The sequence below is a fragment of the Polaromonas sp. YR568 genome (assembly GCF_943369415.1).
GTDB lineage: Bacteria > Pseudomonadota > Gammaproteobacteria > Burkholderiales > Burkholderiaceae_C > Polaromonas.
Window position 1 is genome coordinate 44,487 of the sequence record NZ_CALRNF020000019.1, and the last position, 21,054, is coordinate 65,540.

Annotated in this window: 26 protein-coding genes; 15 read left to right on the forward strand and 11 right to left on the reverse strand. The window is 65.7% G+C overall.

The window, feature by feature from the left end:
• Window positions 1-113: 113 nt before the first annotated feature.
• Together ACLV74_RS13450 and ACLV74_RS13455 are read right to left on the reverse strand one after the other, a co-directional pair.
• Entirely contained in the window at window positions 114-395 is a 282-nt protein-coding gene (locus ACLV74_RS13450; RefSeq protein ID WP_411879895.1) for a hypothetical protein, read from the reverse strand.
• A gap of 133 nt (window positions 396-528) precedes the next feature.
• Window positions 529-1,383, reverse strand: coding sequence for a LysR family transcriptional regulator (locus ACLV74_RS13455; RefSeq protein ID WP_411879896.1), 855 nt, complete (start codon window positions 1,381-1,383; stop codon window positions 529-531).
• Window positions 1,384-1,486: 103 nt separating this feature from the next.
• Here ACLV74_RS13455 and ACLV74_RS13460 point away from each other — a divergent pair, with 103 nt between their 5' ends.
• Window positions 1,487-2,506 carry a zinc-dependent alcohol dehydrogenase family protein gene (locus ACLV74_RS13460; RefSeq protein ID WP_411879897.1) on the forward strand — a complete coding sequence of 340 codons (1,020 nt, stop codon included), beginning with the start codon at window positions 1,487-1,489 and terminating at the stop codon, window positions 2,504-2,506.
• A gap of 17 nt (window positions 2,507-2,523) precedes the next feature.
• On the opposite strand, the gene ACLV74_RS13465 is transcribed toward ACLV74_RS13460, so the two are convergent.
• The 3 genes from ACLV74_RS13465 to ACLV74_RS13475 form a co-directional block, all read right to left on the reverse strand.
• Window positions 2,524-2,982, reverse strand: a complete 459-nt coding sequence (locus ACLV74_RS13465; RefSeq protein ID WP_411879898.1) for a hypothetical protein — start codon at window positions 2,980-2,982, stop codon at window positions 2,524-2,526.
• Window positions 2,983-3,025: 43 nt separating this feature from the next.
• Window positions 3,026-3,346: a hypothetical protein gene (locus ACLV74_RS13470; protein WP_411879899.1), complete on the reverse strand. Its 321-nt coding sequence runs from the start codon at window positions 3,344-3,346 to the stop codon at window positions 3,026-3,028.
• A gap of 69 nt (window positions 3,347-3,415) precedes the next feature.
• A complete protein-coding gene (locus tag ACLV74_RS13475; protein WP_411879900.1) occupies window positions 3,416-3,841 on the reverse strand; it encodes an ABZJ_00895 family protein in 426 nt (141 codons plus the stop codon).
• A 255-nt stretch (window positions 3,842-4,096) separates the two neighbouring features.
• Between ACLV74_RS13475 and ACLV74_RS13480 the strand changes: the two genes are divergently transcribed.
• The gene (locus ACLV74_RS13480; protein WP_411879901.1) at window positions 4,097-4,408 is read left to right on the forward strand and encodes a plasmid stabilization protein; all 312 of its coding nucleotides are present in this window, start codon (window positions 4,097-4,099) and stop codon (window positions 4,406-4,408) included.
• 43 nt (window positions 4,409-4,451) lie between these two features.
• Here the strand turns inward: ACLV74_RS13480 and arsH are convergent, their stop codons facing one another.
• Both arsH and arsC read right to left on the reverse strand, forming a co-directional pair.
• Window positions 4,452-5,171 (reverse strand): arsenical resistance protein ArsH, encoded by a 720-nt coding sequence (gene arsH / locus ACLV74_RS13485; RefSeq protein ID WP_411879902.1) that lies wholly within the window; start codon window positions 5,169-5,171, stop codon window positions 4,452-4,454.
• Window positions 5,155-5,595 (reverse strand): arsenate reductase (glutaredoxin), encoded by a 441-nt coding sequence (gene arsC / locus ACLV74_RS13490; protein ID WP_411879903.1) that lies wholly within the window; start codon window positions 5,593-5,595, stop codon window positions 5,155-5,157. Before arsC ends, arsH begins: the two co-directional genes overlap by 17 nt.
• A gap of 73 nt (window positions 5,596-5,668) precedes the next feature.
• Here arsC and ACLV74_RS13495 point away from each other — a divergent pair, with 73 nt between their 5' ends.
• The 5 genes from ACLV74_RS13495 to ACLV74_RS13515 all read left to right on the forward strand — a co-directional run bounded on the left by ACLV74_RS13495 (window position 5,669) and on the right by ACLV74_RS13515 (window position 9,729).
• Window positions 5,669-6,019, forward strand: a complete 351-nt coding sequence (locus ACLV74_RS13495) for an ArsR/SmtB family transcription factor (RefSeq protein WP_411879904.1) — start codon at window positions 5,669-5,671, stop codon at window positions 6,017-6,019.
• A 33-nt stretch (window positions 6,020-6,052) separates the two neighbouring features.
• On the forward strand, window positions 6,053-6,541 hold the full coding sequence (locus tag ACLV74_RS13500) for an ArsI/CadI family heavy metal resistance metalloenzyme (RefSeq protein ID WP_411879905.1): 489 nt from the start codon (window positions 6,053-6,055) through the stop codon (window positions 6,539-6,541).
• Window positions 6,542-6,555: 14 nt separating this feature from the next.
• Window positions 6,556-7,077, forward strand: a complete 522-nt coding sequence (locus ACLV74_RS13505) for an arsenate reductase ArsC (protein WP_411879906.1) — start codon at window positions 6,556-6,558, stop codon at window positions 7,075-7,077.
• Between the two features lie 108 nt (window positions 7,078-7,185).
• Window positions 7,186-8,478, forward strand: coding sequence for an arsenic transporter (locus ACLV74_RS13510; RefSeq protein ID WP_411879907.1), 1,293 nt, complete (start codon window positions 7,186-7,188; stop codon window positions 8,476-8,478).
• Window positions 8,479-8,520: 42 nt separating this feature from the next.
• Window positions 8,521-9,729, forward strand: coding sequence for an MFS transporter (locus ACLV74_RS13515; protein ID WP_411879908.1), 1,209 nt, complete (start codon window positions 8,521-8,523; stop codon window positions 9,727-9,729).
• 88 nt (window positions 9,730-9,817) lie between these two features.
• Here the strand turns inward: ACLV74_RS13515 and ACLV74_RS13520 are convergent, their stop codons facing one another.
• Genes ACLV74_RS13520 through ACLV74_RS13535 form a run of 4 tightly spaced genes read right to left on the reverse strand, consistent with a single transcriptional unit; the run spans window position 9,818 to window position 13,184 of the window.
• The gene (locus ACLV74_RS13520) at window positions 9,818-10,699 is read right to left on the reverse strand and encodes a hypothetical protein (protein ID WP_411879909.1); all 882 of its coding nucleotides are present in this window, start codon (window positions 10,697-10,699) and stop codon (window positions 9,818-9,820) included.
• Window positions 10,700-10,756: 57 nt separating this feature from the next.
• Window positions 10,757-11,275 (reverse strand): GNAT family N-acetyltransferase, encoded by a 519-nt coding sequence (locus ACLV74_RS13525; protein ID WP_411879910.1) that lies wholly within the window; start codon window positions 11,273-11,275, stop codon window positions 10,757-10,759.
• A gap of 35 nt (window positions 11,276-11,310) precedes the next feature.
• Window positions 11,311-12,150, reverse strand: a complete 840-nt coding sequence (locus ACLV74_RS13530) for an amidohydrolase family protein (RefSeq protein ID WP_411879911.1) — start codon at window positions 12,148-12,150, stop codon at window positions 11,311-11,313.
• An 8-nt stretch (window positions 12,151-12,158) separates the two neighbouring features.
• Window positions 12,159-13,184: an aldo/keto reductase gene (locus tag ACLV74_RS13535; RefSeq protein WP_411879912.1), complete on the reverse strand. Its 1,026-nt coding sequence runs from the start codon at window positions 13,182-13,184 to the stop codon at window positions 12,159-12,161.
• Window positions 13,185-13,328: 144 nt separating this feature from the next.
• Between ACLV74_RS13535 and ACLV74_RS13540 the strand changes: the two genes are divergently transcribed.
• The 8 genes from ACLV74_RS13540 (at window position 13,329) to ACLV74_RS13575 (ending at window position 21,053) form a co-directional block, all read left to right on the forward strand.
• A complete protein-coding gene (locus ACLV74_RS13540) occupies window positions 13,329-13,775 on the forward strand; it encodes an RbsD/FucU family protein (RefSeq protein ID WP_411879913.1) in 447 nt (148 codons plus the stop codon).
• Between the two features lie 4 nt (window positions 13,776-13,779).
• A complete protein-coding gene (locus tag ACLV74_RS13545; protein WP_411879914.1) occupies window positions 13,780-14,487 on the forward strand; it encodes a GntR family transcriptional regulator in 708 nt (235 codons plus the stop codon).
• Window positions 14,484-15,416 carry a dihydrodipicolinate synthase family protein gene (locus tag ACLV74_RS13550; RefSeq protein ID WP_411879915.1) on the forward strand — a complete coding sequence of 311 codons (933 nt, stop codon included), beginning with the start codon at window positions 14,484-14,486 and terminating at the stop codon, window positions 15,414-15,416. The genes ACLV74_RS13545 and ACLV74_RS13550 overlap by 4 nt, the downstream gene beginning before the upstream one ends.
• A 71-nt stretch (window positions 15,417-15,487) precedes the next feature.
• Complete coding sequence (locus ACLV74_RS13555) at window positions 15,488-16,504, forward strand: sialic acid TRAP transporter substrate-binding protein SiaP (RefSeq protein WP_411879916.1); 1,017 nt, start codon at window positions 15,488-15,490, stop codon at window positions 16,502-16,504.
• A gap of 29 nt (window positions 16,505-16,533) precedes the next feature.
• Window positions 16,534-17,013, forward strand: coding sequence for a TRAP transporter small permease (locus ACLV74_RS13560; protein WP_411879917.1), 480 nt, complete (start codon window positions 16,534-16,536; stop codon window positions 17,011-17,013).
• Window positions 17,010-18,308, forward strand: a complete 1,299-nt coding sequence (locus tag ACLV74_RS13565) for a TRAP transporter large permease (RefSeq protein WP_411879918.1) — start codon at window positions 17,010-17,012, stop codon at window positions 18,306-18,308. Before ACLV74_RS13560 ends, ACLV74_RS13565 begins: the two co-directional genes overlap by 4 nt.
• Complete coding sequence (locus tag ACLV74_RS13570; RefSeq protein WP_411879919.1) at window positions 18,309-19,223, forward strand: ribokinase; 915 nt, start codon at window positions 18,309-18,311, stop codon at window positions 19,221-19,223. It abuts the gene before it with no gap.
• A 264-nt stretch (window positions 19,224-19,487) separates the two neighbouring features.
• Entirely contained in the window at window positions 19,488-21,053 is a 1,566-nt protein-coding gene (locus ACLV74_RS13575; RefSeq protein WP_411879920.1) for an efflux RND transporter periplasmic adaptor subunit, read from the forward strand.
• The last annotated feature ends 1 nt before the right edge of the window (window position 21,054 follow it).

Below are 21,054 nucleotides of genomic sequence, written 5' to 3' on the forward strand. Positions count from 1 at the left end.
TGTTTCCTTGTGTCTCAACAACTTCGGCTTTGACCAACTTCGGCAAGCTCACTCATTCGCACTCGCGGCTTTTTCGCCGCCTGTAAAAAAGCCCCAAAAAGGGGCTTCGACACTCAATCACCGGTGGCCAGCGAAACCGCTTTGCCGGGCCGCCCGAGGCCGGCCATCAGCGCCGGCCGCGCGTTCGACAGCCCTTCAAGCCACGGCCGGGTGCCGGCCTTGAAGCGCAGGCCGCCCGGGCTGTTGGCCAGCGCCTGCGCGGTGCATCGCAGAATGCGCAGGCACTGCTTGTTCAGGTCCTGGATGCCGGCGCCCAGACTGCGGGCGGTGCCGGCGTCCTGCTTGTCATGTGTCTGTGAATGGCGTCCCATCGGGTGCTCTGTCATGCTGGTCATGACGTGATTCTGGGAGAGGGGGGTGACGCGTTCGTGTCAGTTCAATGGCAGTTGTGTGACACCGGAACAAGGCGGGGTGTGCGTGGCGGCGCAGCCACAGCAGCATCCCGCAGGGCGCGGGATTTTTCGAGGGTCAGGCCGCGGGTATGGCCTCGACCGTGAACGCCAGAAGCCGGCGCAGGCGGGCCAGGCGCTTCAGGTCCTGGTGAAAGCCCACCCACACGTCGCGGCCGGGCGGCGCTTCGCCAAGGTCGGCGCGCACCAGCCCCGGCGCGCGGTCGCCGAGCTGCACCGGCAGCACGGCCCAGCCGCGGCCGGCCACGCACATCGCGGTCTGCACCTCGCGGTTGTTGCTGCGCATCACGGTATGCGCATTGGGCAGCACGCGCTGCAGCCAGCGCACGTCGGGCATGGTGCTGAAGGCGCCGTTCATGGTAATGAGCGACGTGCCCTGCCCGTCGCCGGCCCGCGGCTTTTCCAGCTGTGACGCGCCGTACAGCGCGTAGTGGATGGTGGTGAGCCGCCGTTGCACCACGTCGCTTTCCTCAAACGGCCTTATGCGAAACACCAGGTCCGCTTCGCGCCGCGCCAGGCTGAGCAGCCGCGACTCGGTGATGAGGTCAATGCTCACGCGCGGATGTTTCTCCTGAAAACGCGCGAACACCGGCGCCAGCACATGCAGCCCGAACCAGTCCGATGCGGAGATGCGCAGCAGGCCTTCCAGCTCGGTTTCCCCGCCTTCCAGCGTCCGCTCAAACGCGAGCGCTTCCTGCTCCATGCGCTCGGCGGTGGACATGACCGAAGCGCCCTCATCGGTCAGCACAAAGCCTTCGCTGCTGCGCTGGAACAGCGCGACGCCCAGCTTCTCTTCAAACGCGCGAAGGCGCCGCCCCATGGTCGGCTGCGTCTGGCCGAGCGCATTCGCCGCGCCGCCCAGCGAGCCCGCCCTGGCAATCGCCAGAAACACCTTGATGTCGTCCCAATCCATCTTGCCATCATACAAAAATGCATGCCACCCGTGCGCTTTTAGCAGTTCTCATTCGATTATGTTTGGACCAAACTGGACCCATCGTTCACTCAAGGAGTTCCAGATGACTGTTCTTACGACTGTTCCCACCACCATGCAGGCCATGACCGTCGAGGACGCGGGCGGCGATTTTGTATTGAAAGAATTGCCCGTGCCGGCGCCGCAAGCGGGCCAGGTGCTGGTGCGCATTGTGGCCAGTGGCGTCAACCCGCTGGACACCAAAATCCGCGCCGGCCAGGCGGCCCACGCGCAACAGCCTTTGCCCGCCGTGCTCGGCCTGGACCTGGCCGGTGTGGTGGTCGCCGTGGGCGCGGGTGTGAGCAATTTTCGCCCCGGCGACGAGGTCTACGGCGCGGCCGGCGGCGTGGGCGGGCTGCAAGGAACGCTGGCCGAATACGCGGCGGTGGATGCGCGCCTCGTCGCGTTCAAGCCGAAAAACCTCACGATGCGCGAAGCGGCCGCCCTGCCCCTGGCCGCCATCACGGCCTGGGAAGGCCTGGTGGACCGCGCCCGCGTCGGCCAGGGCGACAAGGTGCTGGTGCACGGCGGCGCCGGCGGCGTGGGCCACATCGCCGTGCAACTGGCACGCGCCCGCGGCGCCGAGGTGTTCACCACCGTGGCCAAAGAGCAGTTCGCCATCGCCGAACGCTTTGGCGCCGTGCCGATTGACTACCAGGCCAGCACCGTCGACGACTACGTCGCGCGCCACACCGGCGGCGCCGGCTTTGACGTCGTCTTCGACACGGTGGGCGGCGCCACGCTGGACGCGTCCTTCAGCGCCGCGCGGCGCTACGGCGGCCACGTGCTCAGCATCCTCGGCTGGGGCACGCACAGACTCGCGCCGCTGTCCTTCCGCTCTGCGACCTACTCGGGCGTGTTCACGCTGTACCCGATGATTTCAGGCCAGGGCCGCGAGCATCACGGCGACATCCTGCGCGAGGTCGCGCAGCTTGTGGAGGCCGGCCGGCTCACGCCGCGGCTAGACAGCCAGCGTTTTGATTTGGGCTCCGCGCTGGCGGCACACCGGCGGGTGGAATCCGGCGAGGCACGGGGAAAAGTGGTGGTGGATGTCGCCGCGAGATAAGCGGTCTGGCACGGGAGTCAAGTCTGTGCGCGTTTGACAGTTTTCAATTCTTGAAAGAGCGTTCGAAACAAGCCATATCCAAGAAGAAGCCAGGATGCAATGAGCACAAGCAAAGTCCAACCCGGCACTCTCCCACCCCCATACGGAATTGCGCTCAAGACAAACGTAATCGGCACCAATGCGCAGTACGCACCAGTTCCAATCAGACCACGCGTCAACCAACGACGATGAGCCAACAACGAACTCGCATATGGCGCAACATCCATGGCGCGTAAAACAACACAGGCAGCACCAAAACCAACGGCAAGAGAGAGCACCCATTGAACACAAAACCAGGCCGTGGAGACATAGCCCGGATAGGGTTGAAGTCCGGCGATGTTGAGCAGCCCTTGCGCCAGATACCTGGAAGGGAATGGGAAGAAGAAGACGCCAAAAACGGCAACAAATACCATCAGGGCCGTGATCAAAAGCTTCATTTTTCGATTTTTCTCGATGGAGGGCGGGTCAGGCGCCTCCTATCTACAGGAAACTTCCCACGGAGAAGATGGGCTCACCGTTCTGGAACTCTCTTACCCAGATGTCACGCAACTCCTCCCCACGACCGCGGGCGTGAAACGAGACGGCCGGCTGAAGACCCGCAATGCGCTCCACAAGATACGAAAGGTAAGTCGCCGGAACATTGAACATGGTCTCAGTGCCTTCGAATGCCGTGTTCAGGCCGTCGAGCACATCAGGATGTATTCCATCCTCATCCAGAATTTTTTTTAGATTTTCCGAAATGGTTTCGATTGAGATTTGATTCTCAACGTATTGAATTTCAAGGAAAGCGGAAAAGCTCATTTTTCTCCAATGCATTTCGTTCGTGAGGGCTACCCCTGCCGGGATTGCCTGTCCATATTGCCTGACGTATTACTCCCCGGTAGCCGCCTGCTTCTGAAGCTGATTCTGAAGCTGCTTCTCAAAAAGCTTGCCGCCCAGGCGAACAAAGTAGGCAATGGCGAGGGAGTGCAGCACGCCGACCACCAGCAGCCCGATCACCAGCGCGCCCAGATTCAGCTTGCCTTCCGCAGCCAGGGCCGCCCCGCCGACGAGGCCTTGAAGCGCCAGGTTGATGCCTATCATTCCCCACATCACCTTCTTCTTCTCCGGCGCCGTGAAGTAGCGCTTGTTTCTGGTGCCAAACGCCATGCAGGGCCACAACACGGCACCAATCAGGATGCCCACATTCACCCCGGAGTTGGAGCTGACACCGAGCAACTGGAACGCGACGACGACCACAACCATCAGCACGATGTACGCCGCGAGGAAACGCCAAAGGACACCTGAAATCGACATGCAAGAACTCCCTGATGGTTAGCGCTCGGCGAGAAGGATGGCTGCTACCGGACGCATTCGGACAGACCCAGGCCGGGTTGCCTGAAATGTACCGTACCCGCCGCGAGCAAGCCGAGCTTTCTCCGCGATGAAGAAGAGTTGCCGCGTAGGAGATCGCCGACCTTGTCTTGAGAATGAGACGCGCAAAAAAACTTTTCACCACGCGCTACTTTCAGGGCTCCAGCATCAAGGCTCGTGCAGCCAAGGAGAACCGACATGCCAAAAGGCGACAAATCTGCCTACAGCGACAAACAAAAGCGCAAGGCCGAACACATTGAAGAAGGCTACGAAGACCGCGGCGTCGGCAAGGAAGAGGCCGAACGCCGCGCCTGGGCCACCGTGAACAAGGAAAGCGGCGGCGGCGAAAAGTCCGGCTCGGGGCGCGGCAAGCCTGAAAGCCATGCCTCCTCGCGCAAGGGCGGGCGGCTTGGCGGTGCCGCGGCGGCCTCGCGCACGGCGGCGGAACGCTCGGCTTCGGCTAAAAAAGCCGCGGCCACGCGCAAACGCAACGCGGCTTCGGCGAAGTAGGCAGACGCAGGCTGCGCACGCCCGCCCCGCAGATACGCGCCTGCTACAAGGCCTGCTGGTTGACCCGCCTGGAAAGCGCTTCGGCGCTTTCCTTGCGTTCGCTGTAGCGGTCCACCAGATAAGGCGACACATCCCGTGTCAGCAGGGTGAACTTCAGCAGTTCTTCCATCACGTCGACGATGCGGTCGTAGTACGCCGAGGCCTTCATGCGCCCGGCCTCGTCGAATTCGAGAAAAGCCTTGGCCACGGACGACTGGTTGGGGATGGTCAGCATGCGCATCCAGCGGCCCAGCACGCGCATCTGATTGACGGCGTTGAAAGACTGCGAGCCGCCCGAGACCTGCATCACGGCCAGCGTTTTTCCCTGCGTGGGCCGCAACGCGCCGTCGGCCAGCGGGATCCAGTCAATCTGCGACTTCATGATGCCGGTCATCGCGCCGTGCCGTTCCGGCGAACACCAGACCATTCCCTCAGACCACTGCGCCAGTTGACGCAATTCCTGCACTTTGGGATGCGTGTCGGGCGCGTCATCGGGCAGCGGCAGGCCGCTGGGGTTGAAGGTTCTGGTTTCCGCACCCATGGCCTGCAGCAGCCGCGCGGCCTCTTCACCGGCAAGCCGGCTGTAGGAGCGTTCACGCACGGAGCCGTAAAGCAGCAGAATGCGCGGCGCATGCGCCGACGGCCGGAAGGCCTGCAACTGGCTGGCCGAGGGCGGGACAAGCAGTGCGCTGTCGACGTTGGGGAGATCAGCGGCCTGCAACACGCTCGCCTTTTTCGTTGACGACGCGCTCGCCGTCTTCCTTGCTGAATGCGCCCTGCTGCGGCGCGGGCAGGATGTCCAGCACGGCTTCCGATGGCCGGCACAGGCGCGTGCCCAGCGGCGTGACCACGATGGGCCGGTTGATCAGGATGGGGTGAGCCAGCATGGCGTCCACCAGCGCGTCGTCGCCCAAGGCCGGATCATCCAAGCCAAGCTGCTTGTAAATAGCTTCCTTTTGGCGAATCACCTCGCGCACCGGCACAGCCATTTGTGCGATCAACTCCTGCAGCGTTTCCCGGGTGGGCGGTGTCTTGAGGTACTCAATGACCTCAGGTTCAATGCCTGCGTTGCGTATGAGTGCCAGCACGTTGCGCGAGGTGCCGCACTGGGGGTTGTGGTAAATCGTGACGGTCGCGGTAGATGGCATGACTTTTCCTGATGGTGGGATGTGGATTGCTTCGATTCAATAATTCAATTATATTTGAATCATGGAAATATCAATGCAATCCCCGGAACTTGCCACCCTTGACGAAGGCGCCGCCGTCAAAGCCTTGGCCGCGCTGGCCCAGGCCCAGCGCCTTCGCGCCTTCCGCGCCCTGGTGGTCGCCGGCCCCGACGGCCTGACGCCGGGCACCATGGCCGAACAGCTGGGCGTCGCGCCCAGCGCGCTGTCGTTTCACCTCAAGGAACTCTCGAACTCAGGCCTCGTCAGCAGCGAGGCGCGCGGCCGCAACCTCATCTACCGCGCGAACTTCGGCCAGATGAATGCCCTGCTGGGCTACCTGACCGAGCACTGCTGCGAAGGCGGCACCTGCGAAGTCGACACGCAGGCCGCTTGCGCCACCTGCTGACTCCCTCCCCCCACCACCACCCAGGAGAGCACGATGAAACGCTTCCATGTCCACGTCCACGTCAAAGACCTTGAAAAGAACATCGCCTTTTATTCGGCCATGTTCGACCAGCAACCGGCACGCACCGAAACCGACTACGCCAAATGGATGCTCAGCGACCCGCCGGTCAACTTCGCCATCTCCACGCGCGGCGATGCGCCCGGCGTGGACCACCTGGGCATCCAGGTCGAGCAGGCCGAAGAACTCCAGGCCCTCAAGGCCAGCGCGACCCGCGCCGACATGACGCTGCTCGACGAAGGACCCACCAGTTGCTGCTATGCGCGCAGCGACAAATACTGGCTGACCGACCCCCAGGGCATTGCCTGGGAACAATTCCACACGCTGGACAGCATTCCGGTGTTCAGCGAGGCGAAGCCCGCCGGCGATGGGGCGGCCCAGGCCTGCTGCGCGCAATCCGGCGCGCAGGCACTCGTGAAACTCCCCCAAACCACCCCGGCCCGCAACGCCAAGGCCTGCTGCTGAAAGACACACGCCCCATGAACCCGCAAACCATCAACGTCCTTTTCCTGTGCACCCACAATTCGGCGCGCAGCATCCTGGCCGAAGCCACGCTCAACCACATCGGCAAAGGCCGCTTCAAGGCCTTCTCGGCCGGCAGCAGCCCGCGCGACAACCAGCAGCCCCACCCGCTTGCTCTGGAAATTCTGCGCAGCGCTGGCGTTTCAACGGAGGGCCTGCACAGCAAAAGCTGGGACGAGTTCGGCAAGCCGGATGCACCGCACATGGATCTGGTGATCACGGTCTGCGACAACGCCGCCGGCGAGGTCTGCCCCTTCTGGCCCGGCCAGCCCGCCACGGCGCACTGGGGTTATGCGGACCCGTCGGAAGGCGACGGCACCGACGCGCAAAAGCGCGAGGCTTTCCGCCAGACCCTGCATGCGATGCGCCGCCGGCTGGACCTGCTGGTCAACCTGCCACCCCAAGGTGTGGACAGGCTGATGCTGCAAACGCATGCACGGGACCTTGCCGCATCGGGCGCCGCAGCCATCGCGGCCTGAACCTCCGGCGCCCGCCACAACATCCACAAAAACGCGACCGCCCATGGGGCCGTGCGACCCACTTTGTGCCTGACCGCACCTTCATCACTTCACCACCGGAAACCACACGTGCTTGCCGCCCTGCTCATTTTTCTACTGACCCTTGTTCTTGTGATCTGGCAACCGCGAGGCCTGGGCATAGGCTGGAGCGCCACGCTGGGCGCCCTGCTGGCGCTGCTCTTCGGCGTGGTTCACCTCGCCGACATCGCAGCCGTGTGGCACATCGTCTGGAATGCCACGGCCACCTTCATCGCCATCATCGTCACCAGCCTGCTGCTCGATGAAGCCGGTTTTTTCGAGTGGTCCGCGCTGCATGTCGCGCGCTGGGGGCGAGGCCGGGGCCGGTGGCTGTTTGTACTGATCGTGCTGCTGGGCGCCGCGGTGTCCGCGCTGTTTGCCAACGACGGCGCGGCGCTGATCCTGACGCCCATCGTCATGGCCATGCTGCTTGCGCTGGGTTTCAGCGCCGGCGCGACGCTGGCCTTCGTCATGGCCGCGGGTTTTATCGCCGACGTGGGCAGCCTGCCGCTGGTGGTCTCCAACCTGGTGAACATTGTTTCGGCCGATTTTTTCAGGATAGGCTTTGCCGACTACGCGGCCGTCATGGTGCCGGTGAACATCGCGGCCGTGCTGTCGGCGCTGGCCGTGCTGCTGGTCTATTTCCGCCGCAGCATTCCCGAGGCCTATGACGTGGCCCAGCTCAAACAGCCCAAAGAAGCCATTCGCGACGCCGCGACCTTCCGCATGGGCTGGGTCGTGCTGGCTTTGCTGCTCATCGGCTTTTTCGGGCTGGAGCCGCGGGGCGTTCCGGTCAGCGCGATCGCGGCCGCCGGCGCGCTGCTGCTTCTGGCGGTGGCGGCGCGCGGCCACGTCATCAGCACACGCAAGGTGATGCGCGAGGCGCCCTGGCAGATCGTGGTGTTCTCGCTGGGCATGTACCTGGTGGTGTACGGCCTGCGCAACCAGGGCCTGACGGCTTACCTGGCCGGCTGGCTCGACTTCTTCGCCACCGGCGGCATCTGGGGCGCGGCCTTCGGCACGGGCTTTCTCACCGCCGTGCTGTCTTCCATCATGAACAACATGCCCACCGTGCTGGTGGGCGCGCTGTCGATTGACGCCAGCCATGCCACCGGCGCCGTGAAAGAGGCGATGGTCTACGCCAACGTGATCGGCAGCGACCTCGGGCCCAAGATCACGCCCATAGGCTCACTGGCCACCCTGCTGTGGCTGCATGTGCTGGCGCGCAAGGGCATGACCATCACCTGGGGCTACTACTTCAAGGTGGGCGTGGTGCTGACCGTGCCGGTACTGACCGTGACCCTGGCGGCCCTGGCGCTGCGGCTGAGCCTGGCCGGCGGGTAAGCGCACCGCATACGGAGACGCTTTCTTGCTAACCTTGCTCCCGTGACAACGACAAGCCGCGCCGCCACCATCGTCCAGCTGGGGATCGCCCAGACGCTGGCCTGGGCCTCCAGCTACTACCTGCCCGCCATCCTCGCCGTGCCCATGGCGCGCGAGCTCGGCGTCAGCACGCCCACGGTGTTTGCCGCCTTCTCGGCCGCGCTGGTGGTGTCCGCCCTGCTGGGGCCTGCGGCCGGCAAGGCCATAGACCGGCATGGCGGCCGGCCGGTGCTGGCGGCGAACAGCCTGGTGTTTGCCGCCGGCCTCATCGTGCTGGCGCTGGCGCAGGGACCGGTGGGCTTGTTTGCCGGCTGGGTCATCCTGGGCATTGCCATGGCCGCGGGCCTTTATGAGGCGGCCTTTGCCGCGCTGGTCCACCTGTACGGCAAGGACGCGCGCGGCGCCATCACCGGCATCACGCTGTTTGCCGGTTTTGCCAGCACCGTGGGCTGGCCGCTGTCGGCCTGGATTGAACTCGAATGGGGCTGGCGCGCCACCTGCCTGGCCTGGGCGGCGCTGCATCTGTTGCTGGGCTTGCCGCTGAACTGGCGGCTGCCGGCTTCACCGGCTTTGCCCGTATCGCCGGCTCCCGCCGAAGCCCATACCGCCGAAACGGCAGCGTCCACCACACCCACCACCTCACGCAGCGCCACCCGCACCGCCGTGCTGCTCGCGCTGGTGTTTGCCGTGACCTGGTTTATCAGCACCGCCATGGCCGCGCATTTGCCGCGCTTGCTGCAGGCCCACGGCGTGCCGCTGGCCACCGCACTGGTGTTCGCCGGCCTGGTCGGCCCCGCGCAGGTGGCCGGGCGCCTGCTGGAGTACGGCCTGCTGCGCAACGTCCACCCGCTCATTTCGGCACGCGTGGCTGGCAGCCTGCACACGCTGGGGGCGATGGCTTTCCTGTTCTTTGGCGTGCCGGCCGGCGCGGTGTTCACACTGCTGCACGGCGCCGGCAACGGCGTGCTGACGATAGCCAAGGGCACGCTGCCTCTGGTGCTGTTCGGCGTGCGCGACTACGGCGCGCGGCAAGGCTTGCTGATGGTGCCCGCACGCTTTGCGCAGGCGACGGCGCCCTGGCTGTTCGGCCTGGCGATTGACCGCTTCGGCGCGGGCGCGCTGTGGTTTTCAGCGGCGCTGGGGCTGGTGGCGTTTGCGGCGCTGATGCTGCTGCGGGACAGCTCTTCCACAAGAACGCATAGACCCGGATAGAAGACTTGGCTATGAACCAAGGGATCGCGGCTGTCAGCCACGCACTTTTCTCGTGAAATTCAACAGCCTAGGTGCTTGCTGTGCAGAGCTAGCTGACGGGAGGAAACTTAACCTCAATCGTCTCTTGCCGACCGTCATCGCCTTCGAGAATCAATGTAGCCGTCTCGAACCCGGTCATCCGCCCCAGGAGCGTTTCGGTCGCCTGAACATCCTTTTGAACCAAGCGGCCGAGCAACAGCTCGCCGGCGCCTCTGATCCGCTCTCTCCGTTCGGGAGGCGGCACATTGCCCGCGATCATGTCCCGCAACGTCGCCTTTGCTTGTTTATCGCAGAACGCAAGAATACGGTTCGTCGCCTCGGTTCCGGTATCGCCGGACGCGTACAGCAGTGTGAAGTTCGGCGGCAGGAGCACTTCGCCATAAAGCGGCATTGTGCGTGCGTTTATCGCGTCGTGCAGTCCGAGATCCGAGTCCGTAACGAGCGCCCTCTTGAGAGCGAGATCCCCCAGGGTGTTGCTGTGTTCAAGCGCGAGCGCCAGCATGCCGGCGCGTTCGGGATTTCCTTCCGCGTGCATCAAGTCGTAATAGACAAGTTTGTCGTCGACGTGCACACGAACCTGCTCGCCCTCAGGCATGAACTGCAGGCGAATGGAGCAAGCCAGTGCGTGTCGATACCTTGTCGGGTGGTATGTGTACGAGGTATCAATCACGAACACCTCGTGATAGTTGCAGAGCTCCTGCAGGCCATCAACCGAAAGCCGCACTCCGGCGAGCGCTTGCCTGGTGCGGACCTTGGGACCTTTGCGCCTCTCATGCGTCACCAGGCGCTGCACGCCGGTGACGTCGAGTTCCATTCCATCTTTGTCGAGAAACGCAACCCAGCCGGTGTTATCGACCCACACTCCGTCGATTCTGTGATTGGCGGGTAGATCGTAAACAAAGCTGACCGCTGGGTCGAAGGGCTTCTGCATGATTAGACGGGATGAACGAAGCTGCGAACCAATGGTCTGTGGGGGAATCCCCAACGCTCAATCCAGCCACTTCTGGAAAAACCGCGCCTGGCCCATGGCCGGGTCCAGCTGGTAGCCGGCAAAGCCCACGCGTTCGTAGAGCTTGACGGCGCCGGCGTTGCCCTGCAACACCTCCAGCGTGAGCTTGCAGGCGCCGCGCTCGCGCGAGATTTCGTCGACCAGCGCCAGCATTTTTTCGCCTATGCGCTTGCCGCGGTGGCCGGGCAGCACGGCCACGTCGTGGATGTTGACCAGCGGGCGGCAGGCGAAGGTTGAGAAGCCTTCTATGCAGTTGACCAGGCCGACCGCGTCGTCGCCGTCGAACGCCAGCACGCTGAAAGCCTGCGGGCGCGCGGCGAGTTCCTTGACGAGGTGGGTTTTGGCGAAGTCGCTGAGCGGCTTGCCGCCGCCGGCCGGGTCTTGCGCATAGCTGTCGAGCAGTTGTACCAGGGCGCGCGCGTGCACGGGGTTGGCATAGTCGGCGCGGCAGACGCGCACGGAAGAAGAAGTAGAAGAAGTGGATGCTGATTCGGTCATCGGGTGATTCTAAAGACGCCCTTGCGTGAGGACTGCTACAGCCGGTAAAGCCCCACCGCATTACCGCCCATCACCGCCGCCTGGCCCTGCGCGTCCAGCCCTTCCACCAGCTGCCGCGACGCGGCCCACCACAGGGGGTAAGGCGCGGCCAGCTCCAGCACCGGCCAGTCGCTGCCCCAGACGACGCGGCTTGCGCCAAAGCTTTGCAGCACGTGCGCGCCCCAGCGCCGCACCGCGCCCGGCGGCGGACGCGGCCCGGCTTCAGTCATCAAGCCCGAGAGTTTGCACATCGCCCGGGTTTCATTGGCGATGCGTGAAATGCCATCAGCCCAGGGCTGCCACTCGCCGGCCGCGATGTCGGGCTTGGCGCAATGGTCTATCACCATGCGCAGCTCCGGGTGGCGGCCGGCCAGCGTCAGGATGTGCGGCAGGTGCGCGGACTTGATGAGCGCGTCGAACACCAGGCCGCAAGCTGCCATGGCGCGCAGCGCCGGTTCCAGCGCGGGCTGCAATATCCATTCGATATCGGGGATGTCCTGCAGCATGGGCCGCAAGCCTTTGAGGCGCGGGTGGCGGGCCAGCGCCTCTATGCGGGCGGGCGCATCGGAGGCCAGCATGTCAACCCAGCCGACCACGCCCAGTACCGCCGGATTGGCGTCGGCTTGCGCCAGCAGGAACTGCGTTTCGGCATCGGTGGGCGCGGCTTGCACCAGCACGCCGCCGGTGATGCCCAGCGGCTCGGCTTGCGCCTGCCAGTCGGCCACGGCCACGTCACGGTAGATGGGCGCCAGCGCCGGCGTGAGCCAGCCGTAGTCGCCGCGCGCCAGTTGCCAGCAATGGAAGTGCGCGTCGATGCGGGTCACGGGCGATGTCATGGGCAATGTCATGGGCAAGGTGTGGGCGCGGCCACGGGCAGCAGGCCATGGGCGCGCAGGTCCGCCCAGAAAGCCTGTGAAATCGGGTACTGCATCATCGCCACCGCGTCGGCCCATTCGGCGACCTGGCGCGCGCCCAGCATCACGATGTCCACCGCCGGATGCGCCAGCGGAAACTGCAAGGCGGCCGCGCGCAGCGGCACGCCGTGCGTTTCGCAAACCGATTCGATGCGGGCCGTGCGCTCCAGCCATTCACGGGCGGCCGGCGCGTAGTTGAAGCTGGCCGTGCCGCCGCGCGCGCCCGTCGCCAGGATGCCCGAATTGAACACGCCGCCCAGCGCGATGCGCACGCCGCGCGCCTCGCACTGCGGCAGCAGCGCGTGCAGCGCGCTGTGGTCCAGCAGGCTGTAGCGCCCGGCCAGCATCAGAACGTCCAGTTCGCTTTCACGCAATACCTGCAACACCACGTCCACGTCGTTGGTGCCCAGGCCTGCGGCGCGTATCAGGCCCTCGCGCTTCATGGCCTGCAGCGTGGGCAGGGTCTCGTCCAGCACCCGGCGCAGCACGGCGGGCGCGCGCTCGCCGTGAGAGGCGGCGTCCGGGTCGTGCACGTAGACCACGTCCAGCCGCGGCAGGCCCAGGCGCTGCAGGCTTTCTTCCACGCTGCGGCGCGTGCCGGCGGCGCTGAAGTCCCAGACCTGGTTGAACGGCAGTATGTCCACATAACCGTTCTGGGCGCGCGCCGCGTTCGCATCGGGCACCAGCAGCCGCCCCACCTTGCTGGACAGCACGTAGCCGCCTCGCGGGTGGCCGCGCAGCGCGTCGCCCAGTCGCCGCTCCGACAGGCCGTGGCCGTAGTGCGGCGCGGTGTCGAACGTGCGGCAGCCGTCGGCCCAGGCGGCGTCCACCAGGGCCCGCGCGTCGGCATCGCTGACGGCCGAAAACAGGTTGCCCAGCGGCGCGCCACCCAGGCCCAGCCGCAGGCCGCTGCCTTCACAGGCGGAAAAAACAGGCGCCATGTCCAGAGTCGTCATAGTCAGCTTCGATATTCAGTTGCGGTTTCAGGGTTAGTCCCGATAAAAGTTCAGTCATGTTATGACTAACATGTCAGTCATTGACAGCGGGAAATCCCGAGGTTTTGTGAAAACCACGGTTCCCCAACTGCCCCCCTTTTATCAATGCTCAAAAACATTCCGCCCCTGCTGACACCCGACGCCCTGCACGCCCTGGCCAGCATGGGCCATGGCGACGACGTGGCGATCGTCGATGCGAACTTCCCGGCAGCGCACGTGGCGCGCAAAAGCGGCGCCGTGCTGGTGCAGCTGGCGGGCGCCACCGCGCCGCAGGCGCTGGCGGCCGTGCTGCGGCTGCTGCCGCTGGACGATTTTGTGCCCGATGCCGCCTGGACCATGCAGGTGGTGGGCGACGCCGCGGCCGTCCCGGCGCCGGTCGCCGAATTCGCCACCGTGCTGCACCAGGCGGGCGAGCGCCCCGCCGTTTCGCTGGAGCGTTTTGATTTTTATGCGCGTGCCCAGGCCGCCTTCCTGATCCTGCAGACCGGCGAGCAGCGCAAGTACGGCAACATCCTGCTGCGCAAGGGCGTCATTGCCAGCGACCACGCTTGAACCCATGAGCACGGCCGTCCCTTCCGCCCCCATCAGCCTGCGCGCGCAGGCCTATGAAAGCTTCCAGCAGCAAATCGTGGAAGCCAACATACGGCCCGGGCAATTCGTCTCGCAGCGCGAGTTGATGCAGCTGCTGGGCATGCCGCTGGGCGCGGTGCGCGAGCTGATCCCGCGCCTGGAGGCCGAGGGCCTGGTCAAGACCGTGCCGCAGCGCGGCCTGCAGGTGGCCCACGTCGACCTCAAGCTGATCAACAACGCCTTCCAGCTGCGCGGCCTGCTCGAGCGCGAGGCCGCCAGCCGTTTCGTCACCACGGTGTCCGACGCCGACCTGGCCGCCATCGAGCAGGCCCACCTGAGCATCGTGCGGCGTGCGCGCAAAAAAGCCATCGACGACGCGCTGCTGGAAGACGCCACCACGGTGGACTGGGGCCTGCACGACCTCATGATCGACACGCTGGGCAACGAGCTGATTTCCGAGGTCTACCGCATCAACAGCCTGCGGGTGCGGCTGATCAAGCTCGAAGCCTCATCCCTTTCCCCGGAGGTGCTGATTCCCGCGATGGAAGAGCACCTCTGGTTCATCGATGCCCTCAAGCGGCGCGACGCACAAGCCGTGGTCGACCGCCTGGGCCATCACATCGAGAGCGCGCACCGCCGCGTGCTCGGACTGCCGCGGCCCGAGATGCCGTGGTCTTTGGAGATCCCTGAATGACGAGTTCCTTTCCCGCCGCCGACAAATCCTTTCGCGGCATCTGGCCCGCCCTGCTGACGCCGCTCACGGCCGGCCTGGACATTGACCACGCCAAATTCGCCGCCCACTGCAAGGCGCTGATCGCCAGCGGCTGCCCCGGCGTGACGGCCTTCGGCACCACGGGCGAAGGCCCCTCGTTCTCGCTGGCCGAGCGCAAGGAAGCCATTGAACAGCTCATCAAGAACGGCATTCCCGCCGCGCAGATCATGGTGTCCACCAGCTGCGCCGCCCTGCCCGAAACGCTGGAGCTGACGCGCCACGCGGTGAAAGCCGGCGTGCACGGCTGCCTGATGCTGCCGCCGTTTTTCCTCAAGGGCGTGTCCGACCAGGGCATCATCGACAGCTACCGCTACGTGATCGACGGCATGGCCGGCACGCCCTTCAAGCTCTACCTGTACCACATCCCCCAGGTCACGGGCGTGCCGCTGTCGCACCACGTGATCGCCACGCTCAAGAATCAGTACCCGGACACCATCGTCGGCATCAAGGACAGCGCCTGCAACACCGAGCATTCGGTGGGCCTGGCCAATGCCTTCATGAAGGACATGACGGTCTACGTCGGCTTTGAGCCCGACCTTCCCGAGATGGGCAAACGCGGCAGCACGGGCGCCATCAGCGGCCTGGCCAACTTCATGCCGCGCCTCGTCAAACGCCTGGTGACCGAGCCCGGCGCCGCGGCCACACCCGCTGAACGCGAGCGCGTCGTCAAGCTGATCGGCCTGCTGGACGGCTACTCGCTGATGCCCGCCCTCAAGGGCATCATGGCGATGCTGAGCGGCGACGCCGCCTGGCTGCGCGTGCGCGCGCCGCTGGTGGCGTTGACGGCCGAAGAATACAAGGCGCTGGAAAAAACCATCACCGCCTTCGGGATTGATACAAAATCCGAGTGATTGTTGAATGACTGCTGAACGCTGACCCGGGGCCCCAGCCCCAAACGATTGACCCAAAAAAGGAGACAACCATGAAGACTTCCCTCTCGTCCACCCTGCGCCGCAGCCTGCTGGCCGCCGCTTCCGCCACGCTGTTGATGGGCGCTTTCGTGCCCGCGGCCCAGGCCCAGAACAAGATGGTGCTGCGCGTCTCGACGCCCGCCGTGCCCGACGACTGGCACGCCAAGATGTGGACGGTCTTCAAGGACAACCTCGAAAAAAGCGCGCCCGGCGAATTCGACGTGCAGATCAACCTGAACGCCACGCTGTTCAAGCAGGGCACCGAACCCGCCGCCATGGCGCGCGGCAACCTGGAGCTCTCTTCCATTTCGGCCTTCGACATCGCCAAGCTGGTGCCCGAGTTCTCCATCTTCACCGCCGGCTACATCGTGCGCGACCCGGACCACCAGCAAAAGGTGTTCTCCGGCCCGATCGGCACCGAGATGTTCAAGTCCGTGGCTGAGAAGATGGAAGTCACGCCGCTGTCCACCGTCTACCTCGGCACGCGCCAGGTCAACCTGCGCGAAGCCCGCAACGTCAAGGTGCCGGCCGATCTCAAGGGCATCAAGCTGCGCATGCCCGGCTCCAAGGAATGGCTGTTCCTCGGTGAAGCGCTGGGCGCCACGCCCACGCCGCTGGCCTTCGGCGAGGTCTACCTGGGCCTGAAGACCGGCACCATAGACGGCCAGGACAACCCCCTGCCCTCCGTGCGCGCCGCCAAGTTCTATGAGGTGACCAAGCAGATCGTCATGACCAGCCACCTGGTGGACGGTATCTTCATCGCCATTTCCAACAAGGCCTGGAACGCCATGAGCGCCGCGCAGAAGACCAAGGTCCAGGCGGCGGCGCAGGCCGCGGCCGTCTACAACAACGAAAACCGCATCAAGGAAGAAGGCCAGCTGGTCGACTTCTTCAAGAAGGAAGGCCTGACAGTGACCACGCCGGACGTGGACGCGTTCCGCAAGACGGTGCAGGCAACCTACCTGAACTCCGACTACGCCAAGGTCTGGCCCAAGGGCCTGCTTGAGCGCATCAACGCGACGAAGTAAGTCCGGCGGCAAGCACCACAACAACGCCCATGAAAAGCTGGCCCCAAAAGGCCGCCAATGTGATTGGCGGCGGACTCTTCCTGACCCTGTTCGTCGTGTTCGTGATCCAGATCACGGCACGCTTTTTCTTCAACAAGCCCCTGGCCTGGACGGATGAGATGGCCGTGGTCCTCTATGTCTGGGTGATCCTGTGGGCCGCCGCCGTCGTCGTGCCCGAGCGCGAGCACGTGGTGTTCGACCTGGTCTGGAACAGCGTGCCTTACCGCGCGCGCCAGGTCATGGCGATTGCCGGCAACCTGCTGGTGGGCGGCCTGGCGCTCTGGGGCATCCCGGGCTGCTGGGACTACGTGCACTTCATGGCCCGCGAAGGAACGCCCGTGCTGGGCCTGTCTTTCCAATGGGTTTTCATGCCTTTTGTGCTGCTGCTCGCCGCTTTGGCGCTGCGCTCGGCCTGGGCGATCTGGAACGCGATCCGCGGCAAGGGTCTTGAAGCGGAGCTGCGCATATGACACACGGTATCTGGGTATTGGTCGGGGTGCTGGTGGCCGGGATGCTGCTGCGCATGCCCATCGGGTTTTCGATGATCGCGGCAGGCATAGGCTACCTCGCGGCCAAGGGACAGGACATAGGCCTGGTGGCCGAGCAGATCGGCAACGGCCTCTACAACAGCTATGTGCTGCTGGCCGTGCCGCTGTTTGTGTTCGCCGCCAACATCATGAACGCGGGCACGGTCAGCGAACGCATCTTTGACTTCTGCCGCATCCTGGTCGGCCGCATGCGCGGCGGGCTGGCGCAGGTGGACATTCTTGTCAGCGTGATCTTCTCGGGCATGAGCGGCAGCGCGATCGCCGACGCGGCCGGCCCCGGCCTGGTCACGATTCGCCAGATGCTCAAGAAGCCCGAGTATTCCCGCGGCTTCGCCGGTGCCGTGGTGGTGGCCAGCGCCACGCTGGGCCCCATCATCCCGCCGTCGATTCCCATGGTGATCTACGCGCTGGTCTCCGGCGCCTCGGTGGGCGCGCTGTTCCTGGGCGGCGTGGTGCCGGGCTTCCTGATGGCCGGCCTCATGATGGGCGTGGTCGCCATCATCGCCAAAAAACGCAACATGCCGCGCGACGAACCCGTGCCGCGCTCGGAATGGGCCGGCCTGATCTTTCGCGGCGCCCTGCCGCTGTCCATGCCCATCGTGCTGCTGGGCGGCATTTACTCCGGCATCTTCACGCCGACCGAAGCCGCCGCCGTGGCCGCGCTGCATGCGCTCATCCTCGCGGCGCTGGTGTTCCGGGCGCTCACCTGGCGCAGCTTCTGGGGCGTGGTGATGGAATCGACGCGCGGCAGCGCCGTGATCACCATGATCCTGGCCGGCTCCTTCATGCTCAACTACGCCTTCACCGCCGAAGGCGTGCCGCAGGCCATGGCGGCCTGGGTCGACGGCATGCATTTTTCGCAGATCGGCTTTTTGCTGATGGTGAACGTCATGTTCCTGGTGCTGGGCTGCTTCCTGGACGTCTCGGTGCTGCTGCTGGTCTTTGTGCCCATGCTGCTGCCGGCGGCCAAGCTGCTGGGCGTGGACCTAGTGCACTTCGGCGTGCTGGTGGTGCTCAACATGATGATCGGCCTGATCCACCCGCCTTTCGGCATGCTGCTCTTCGTGACCAAGGCGCTGACCGGCATTCCCATCGGCGAGATGATGAAGGAAGGCTGGCCCTTCCTGGTCATGCTGCTGTTGTTGCTGCTGGCCATGACCTTCTTCCCGCAGATCGTGCTCTGGTTGCCTCAGACCATGGGCTACGGCGCCAAATAAATGACGGCCGCCGACGTCGTCTGCGTCGCGAGCTGGAACGCCGACCTGATTTCCAAGGTAGCTCGGCCGGTTGCCCGTGGCGAGACGCTGATGGCCAGCGATTTCAGCATCAGCCCGGGCGGCAAGGGCAGCAATGCCGCCGTGGCCGCCGCGCGCCAGGGCGCGCGCGTGGCGCTGCTCGCCCGCATAGGCGACGACGACTTCGGCCGCATGGGCATGGCGCTGTGGCATGAGGAAGGCATCGACGCTTCGCACGTCGAGCAGGTCGCCGGCGAGCGCAGCGGCGTCGCGCAAATCCTGGTTTATGAAGACGGCGACAACAGCATCGCCGTCTACCCCGGCGCCGGCACCGGCCTGGGCGCGCGCCATGCGCAGGCCGCGGCAACGCTGCTGGCGGGCTGCCGCGTCGTGATGGCCTCCTGCGAGGTGCCGGCTGAAGCCACGCTGGAAGCCTTCCGGCTGGCCCGCGCAGCCGGTGCGCTCACGCTGCTCAATCCCGCACCCGCGCGGCCGCTCAGTGACGAACTGATCGCGCTGGTCGACGTGCTGACGCCCAACGAAAGCGAACTGTATTTGCTGGCCGGCGCGGCACATGGCGGCTCGGCCGACCAGGCGGCCGCCCAACTTCTGGCCCGCGGCGCCCGCGCGGTGCTGGTCACATTGGGCGCGGCCGGCTGCCGCCTCTACCAGGCGGGCCAGCCGCCGGTTGCGATCCCGGGCCGCGCCATGGCCGTGCGCGACACCATAGGCGCGGGCGACACCTTCACCGGCGCGCTGGCCGCCGCCCTGGCGCGCGGCGAGCCCCTGGCCGGCGCCATGCAGTGGGCCAACGCGGCGGCCGCGCTGTCGGTCACGCGGCACGGCGCCATAGACGGCATTCCGCGCCTTGCGGATGTGGCGGCGCTCATGGCCTGAGCCGCGGCAAGCCCGGATCGCTATCAAAACCGTAGCTGCAGAGACCGCAACGGCGTAATTTCCCGCCGGGGTGTAGGCCGAGCGCCGCTTTACAGGATATTTACGCGCCTCTATCGGGCGCTATACCTGCGCCCACAGGCTTGCAGTGATAATTATTGAGCGCTGTTGGAGCAGGCCCCCAGGGTCTGGAGCAAACAGCGGCGATCCCACACAAAAAAATGCAGCGCCGCCTGGTTGACGCGGCGGGCACCCCAAGGACAGCCGATGGACCCGAAAGCCGAAACCCTCCCCCGCAAACGCATCAGCCGCCGCGCGTCCATCATCGGCAGCGTGATCGCCCTGATCGCGCTGGCCGGCCTGGGCTGGCTGGCCTGGCACCTGACCCATCCTTCCACCGACGCGGCCGGCGGCCCCGGCGGATTTGCCGCGGGCAGGCGCGGCCCGCCGTCCACCACGGTCGGCGTTGCCACTGCCGAGCGGGCCAACATCCCCATCGTGCTGGATGCCCTGGGCACCGTCACCCCGCAGGCCACCGTCCGTGTAAGGCCGCAGGTCTCCGGCGTGATGGAAAAAGTCCTCTTCAAGGAAGGCCAGATGGTCAAGGCCGGCGAGCTGCTGGCCACCATAGACCCGCGCCAGTTTGAAATGGCCCTGATGCAGGCCAGCGGCCAGCGCCAGCGCGACGAAGCCCAGCTCGACAGCGCGCGCGTCACCTTGCAGCGCTTCAAGACCCTGCTGGAACAGGACTCCATCGCGCGCCAGGAAGTCGACACCCAGGCCGCGCTGGTCAAGCAGCTGGAAGGCACGGTCGTCGTCGACAAGGCTTCCGAAGGCACGGCGCGCCTGAACCTGGGCTATACCCGCGTGGTCGCGCCCGTGAGCGGCCGCGTCGGCCTGCGCACCGTGGACGTGGGCAATGTGGTGAGCAACGGCGACGCCAACGGCATCGCCGTGATCACCCAGATCACGCCCATCGACGTCGTCTTCGCGATCCCGCAGGACCAGGTCGGCGAGCTGCAGCAAAACGCCGCCAAAGGCCAGGTGATGCAGGTCGTCGCGCTGGACCGCACCCGCGCCGTCACGCTGGACACCGGCACATTCGCCTCGCTGGACAACCAGGTCGACATCACCACCGGCACCGTGAAGGCCAAGGCCCGCTTCAACAACAGCCAGCTCAACCTCTACCCCAGCCAGTTCGTCAACGTCCGCCTGCAGGTGCGCACCATTGAAAACGCCGTGGTCGTGCCCGTCACGGCCCTGCGCCTGGGCAGCACCGGCGACTACGTCTATGTGGTCAACAAGGACCGCACCGTCTCGCTCAGGCTGGTCAAGCGCGGCCAGGCCACCGTCGAAAAAATCGTGATCACCTCCGGCCTGGAAGCGGGCGAGCGCGTCATCACCGAAGGCGCCGACCGCCTCAAGGACGGCGCCAGCGTGGTGCTGCCGGGCGACGCGCCCGGTGCGGGCGCGGGTGCCGGCGGCAGGCGCCGCGGCGCCAGCGCACCGGGCGCCGGCGCTTCCGCGGCGGGGCGCCACCGTGCGGCGTCCGACGCGGCTGCGGGGACACCGGCCTCGGCACCGGTTGCCGTCCCGGCGCCGGCATCTTCGGGTCCCGCACCTGCGGCAGCGCTGCAGCCCAATGCCGCACCGCCGTCCATCGCCGGCCCCACCGCCGAGCAGCGCCAGCGCATGCTGGACCAGGCCAGGGACGACCCGGCCGCGCTGGAACGCCGCAAACGCTTTCTGGAACAAATCGACAAGGGCGACCCCGCCGCGCTGGCACGCTGGCAAGGCATGAAGGACCAGCGCCGCGAACGGCCGGCGCAATGAC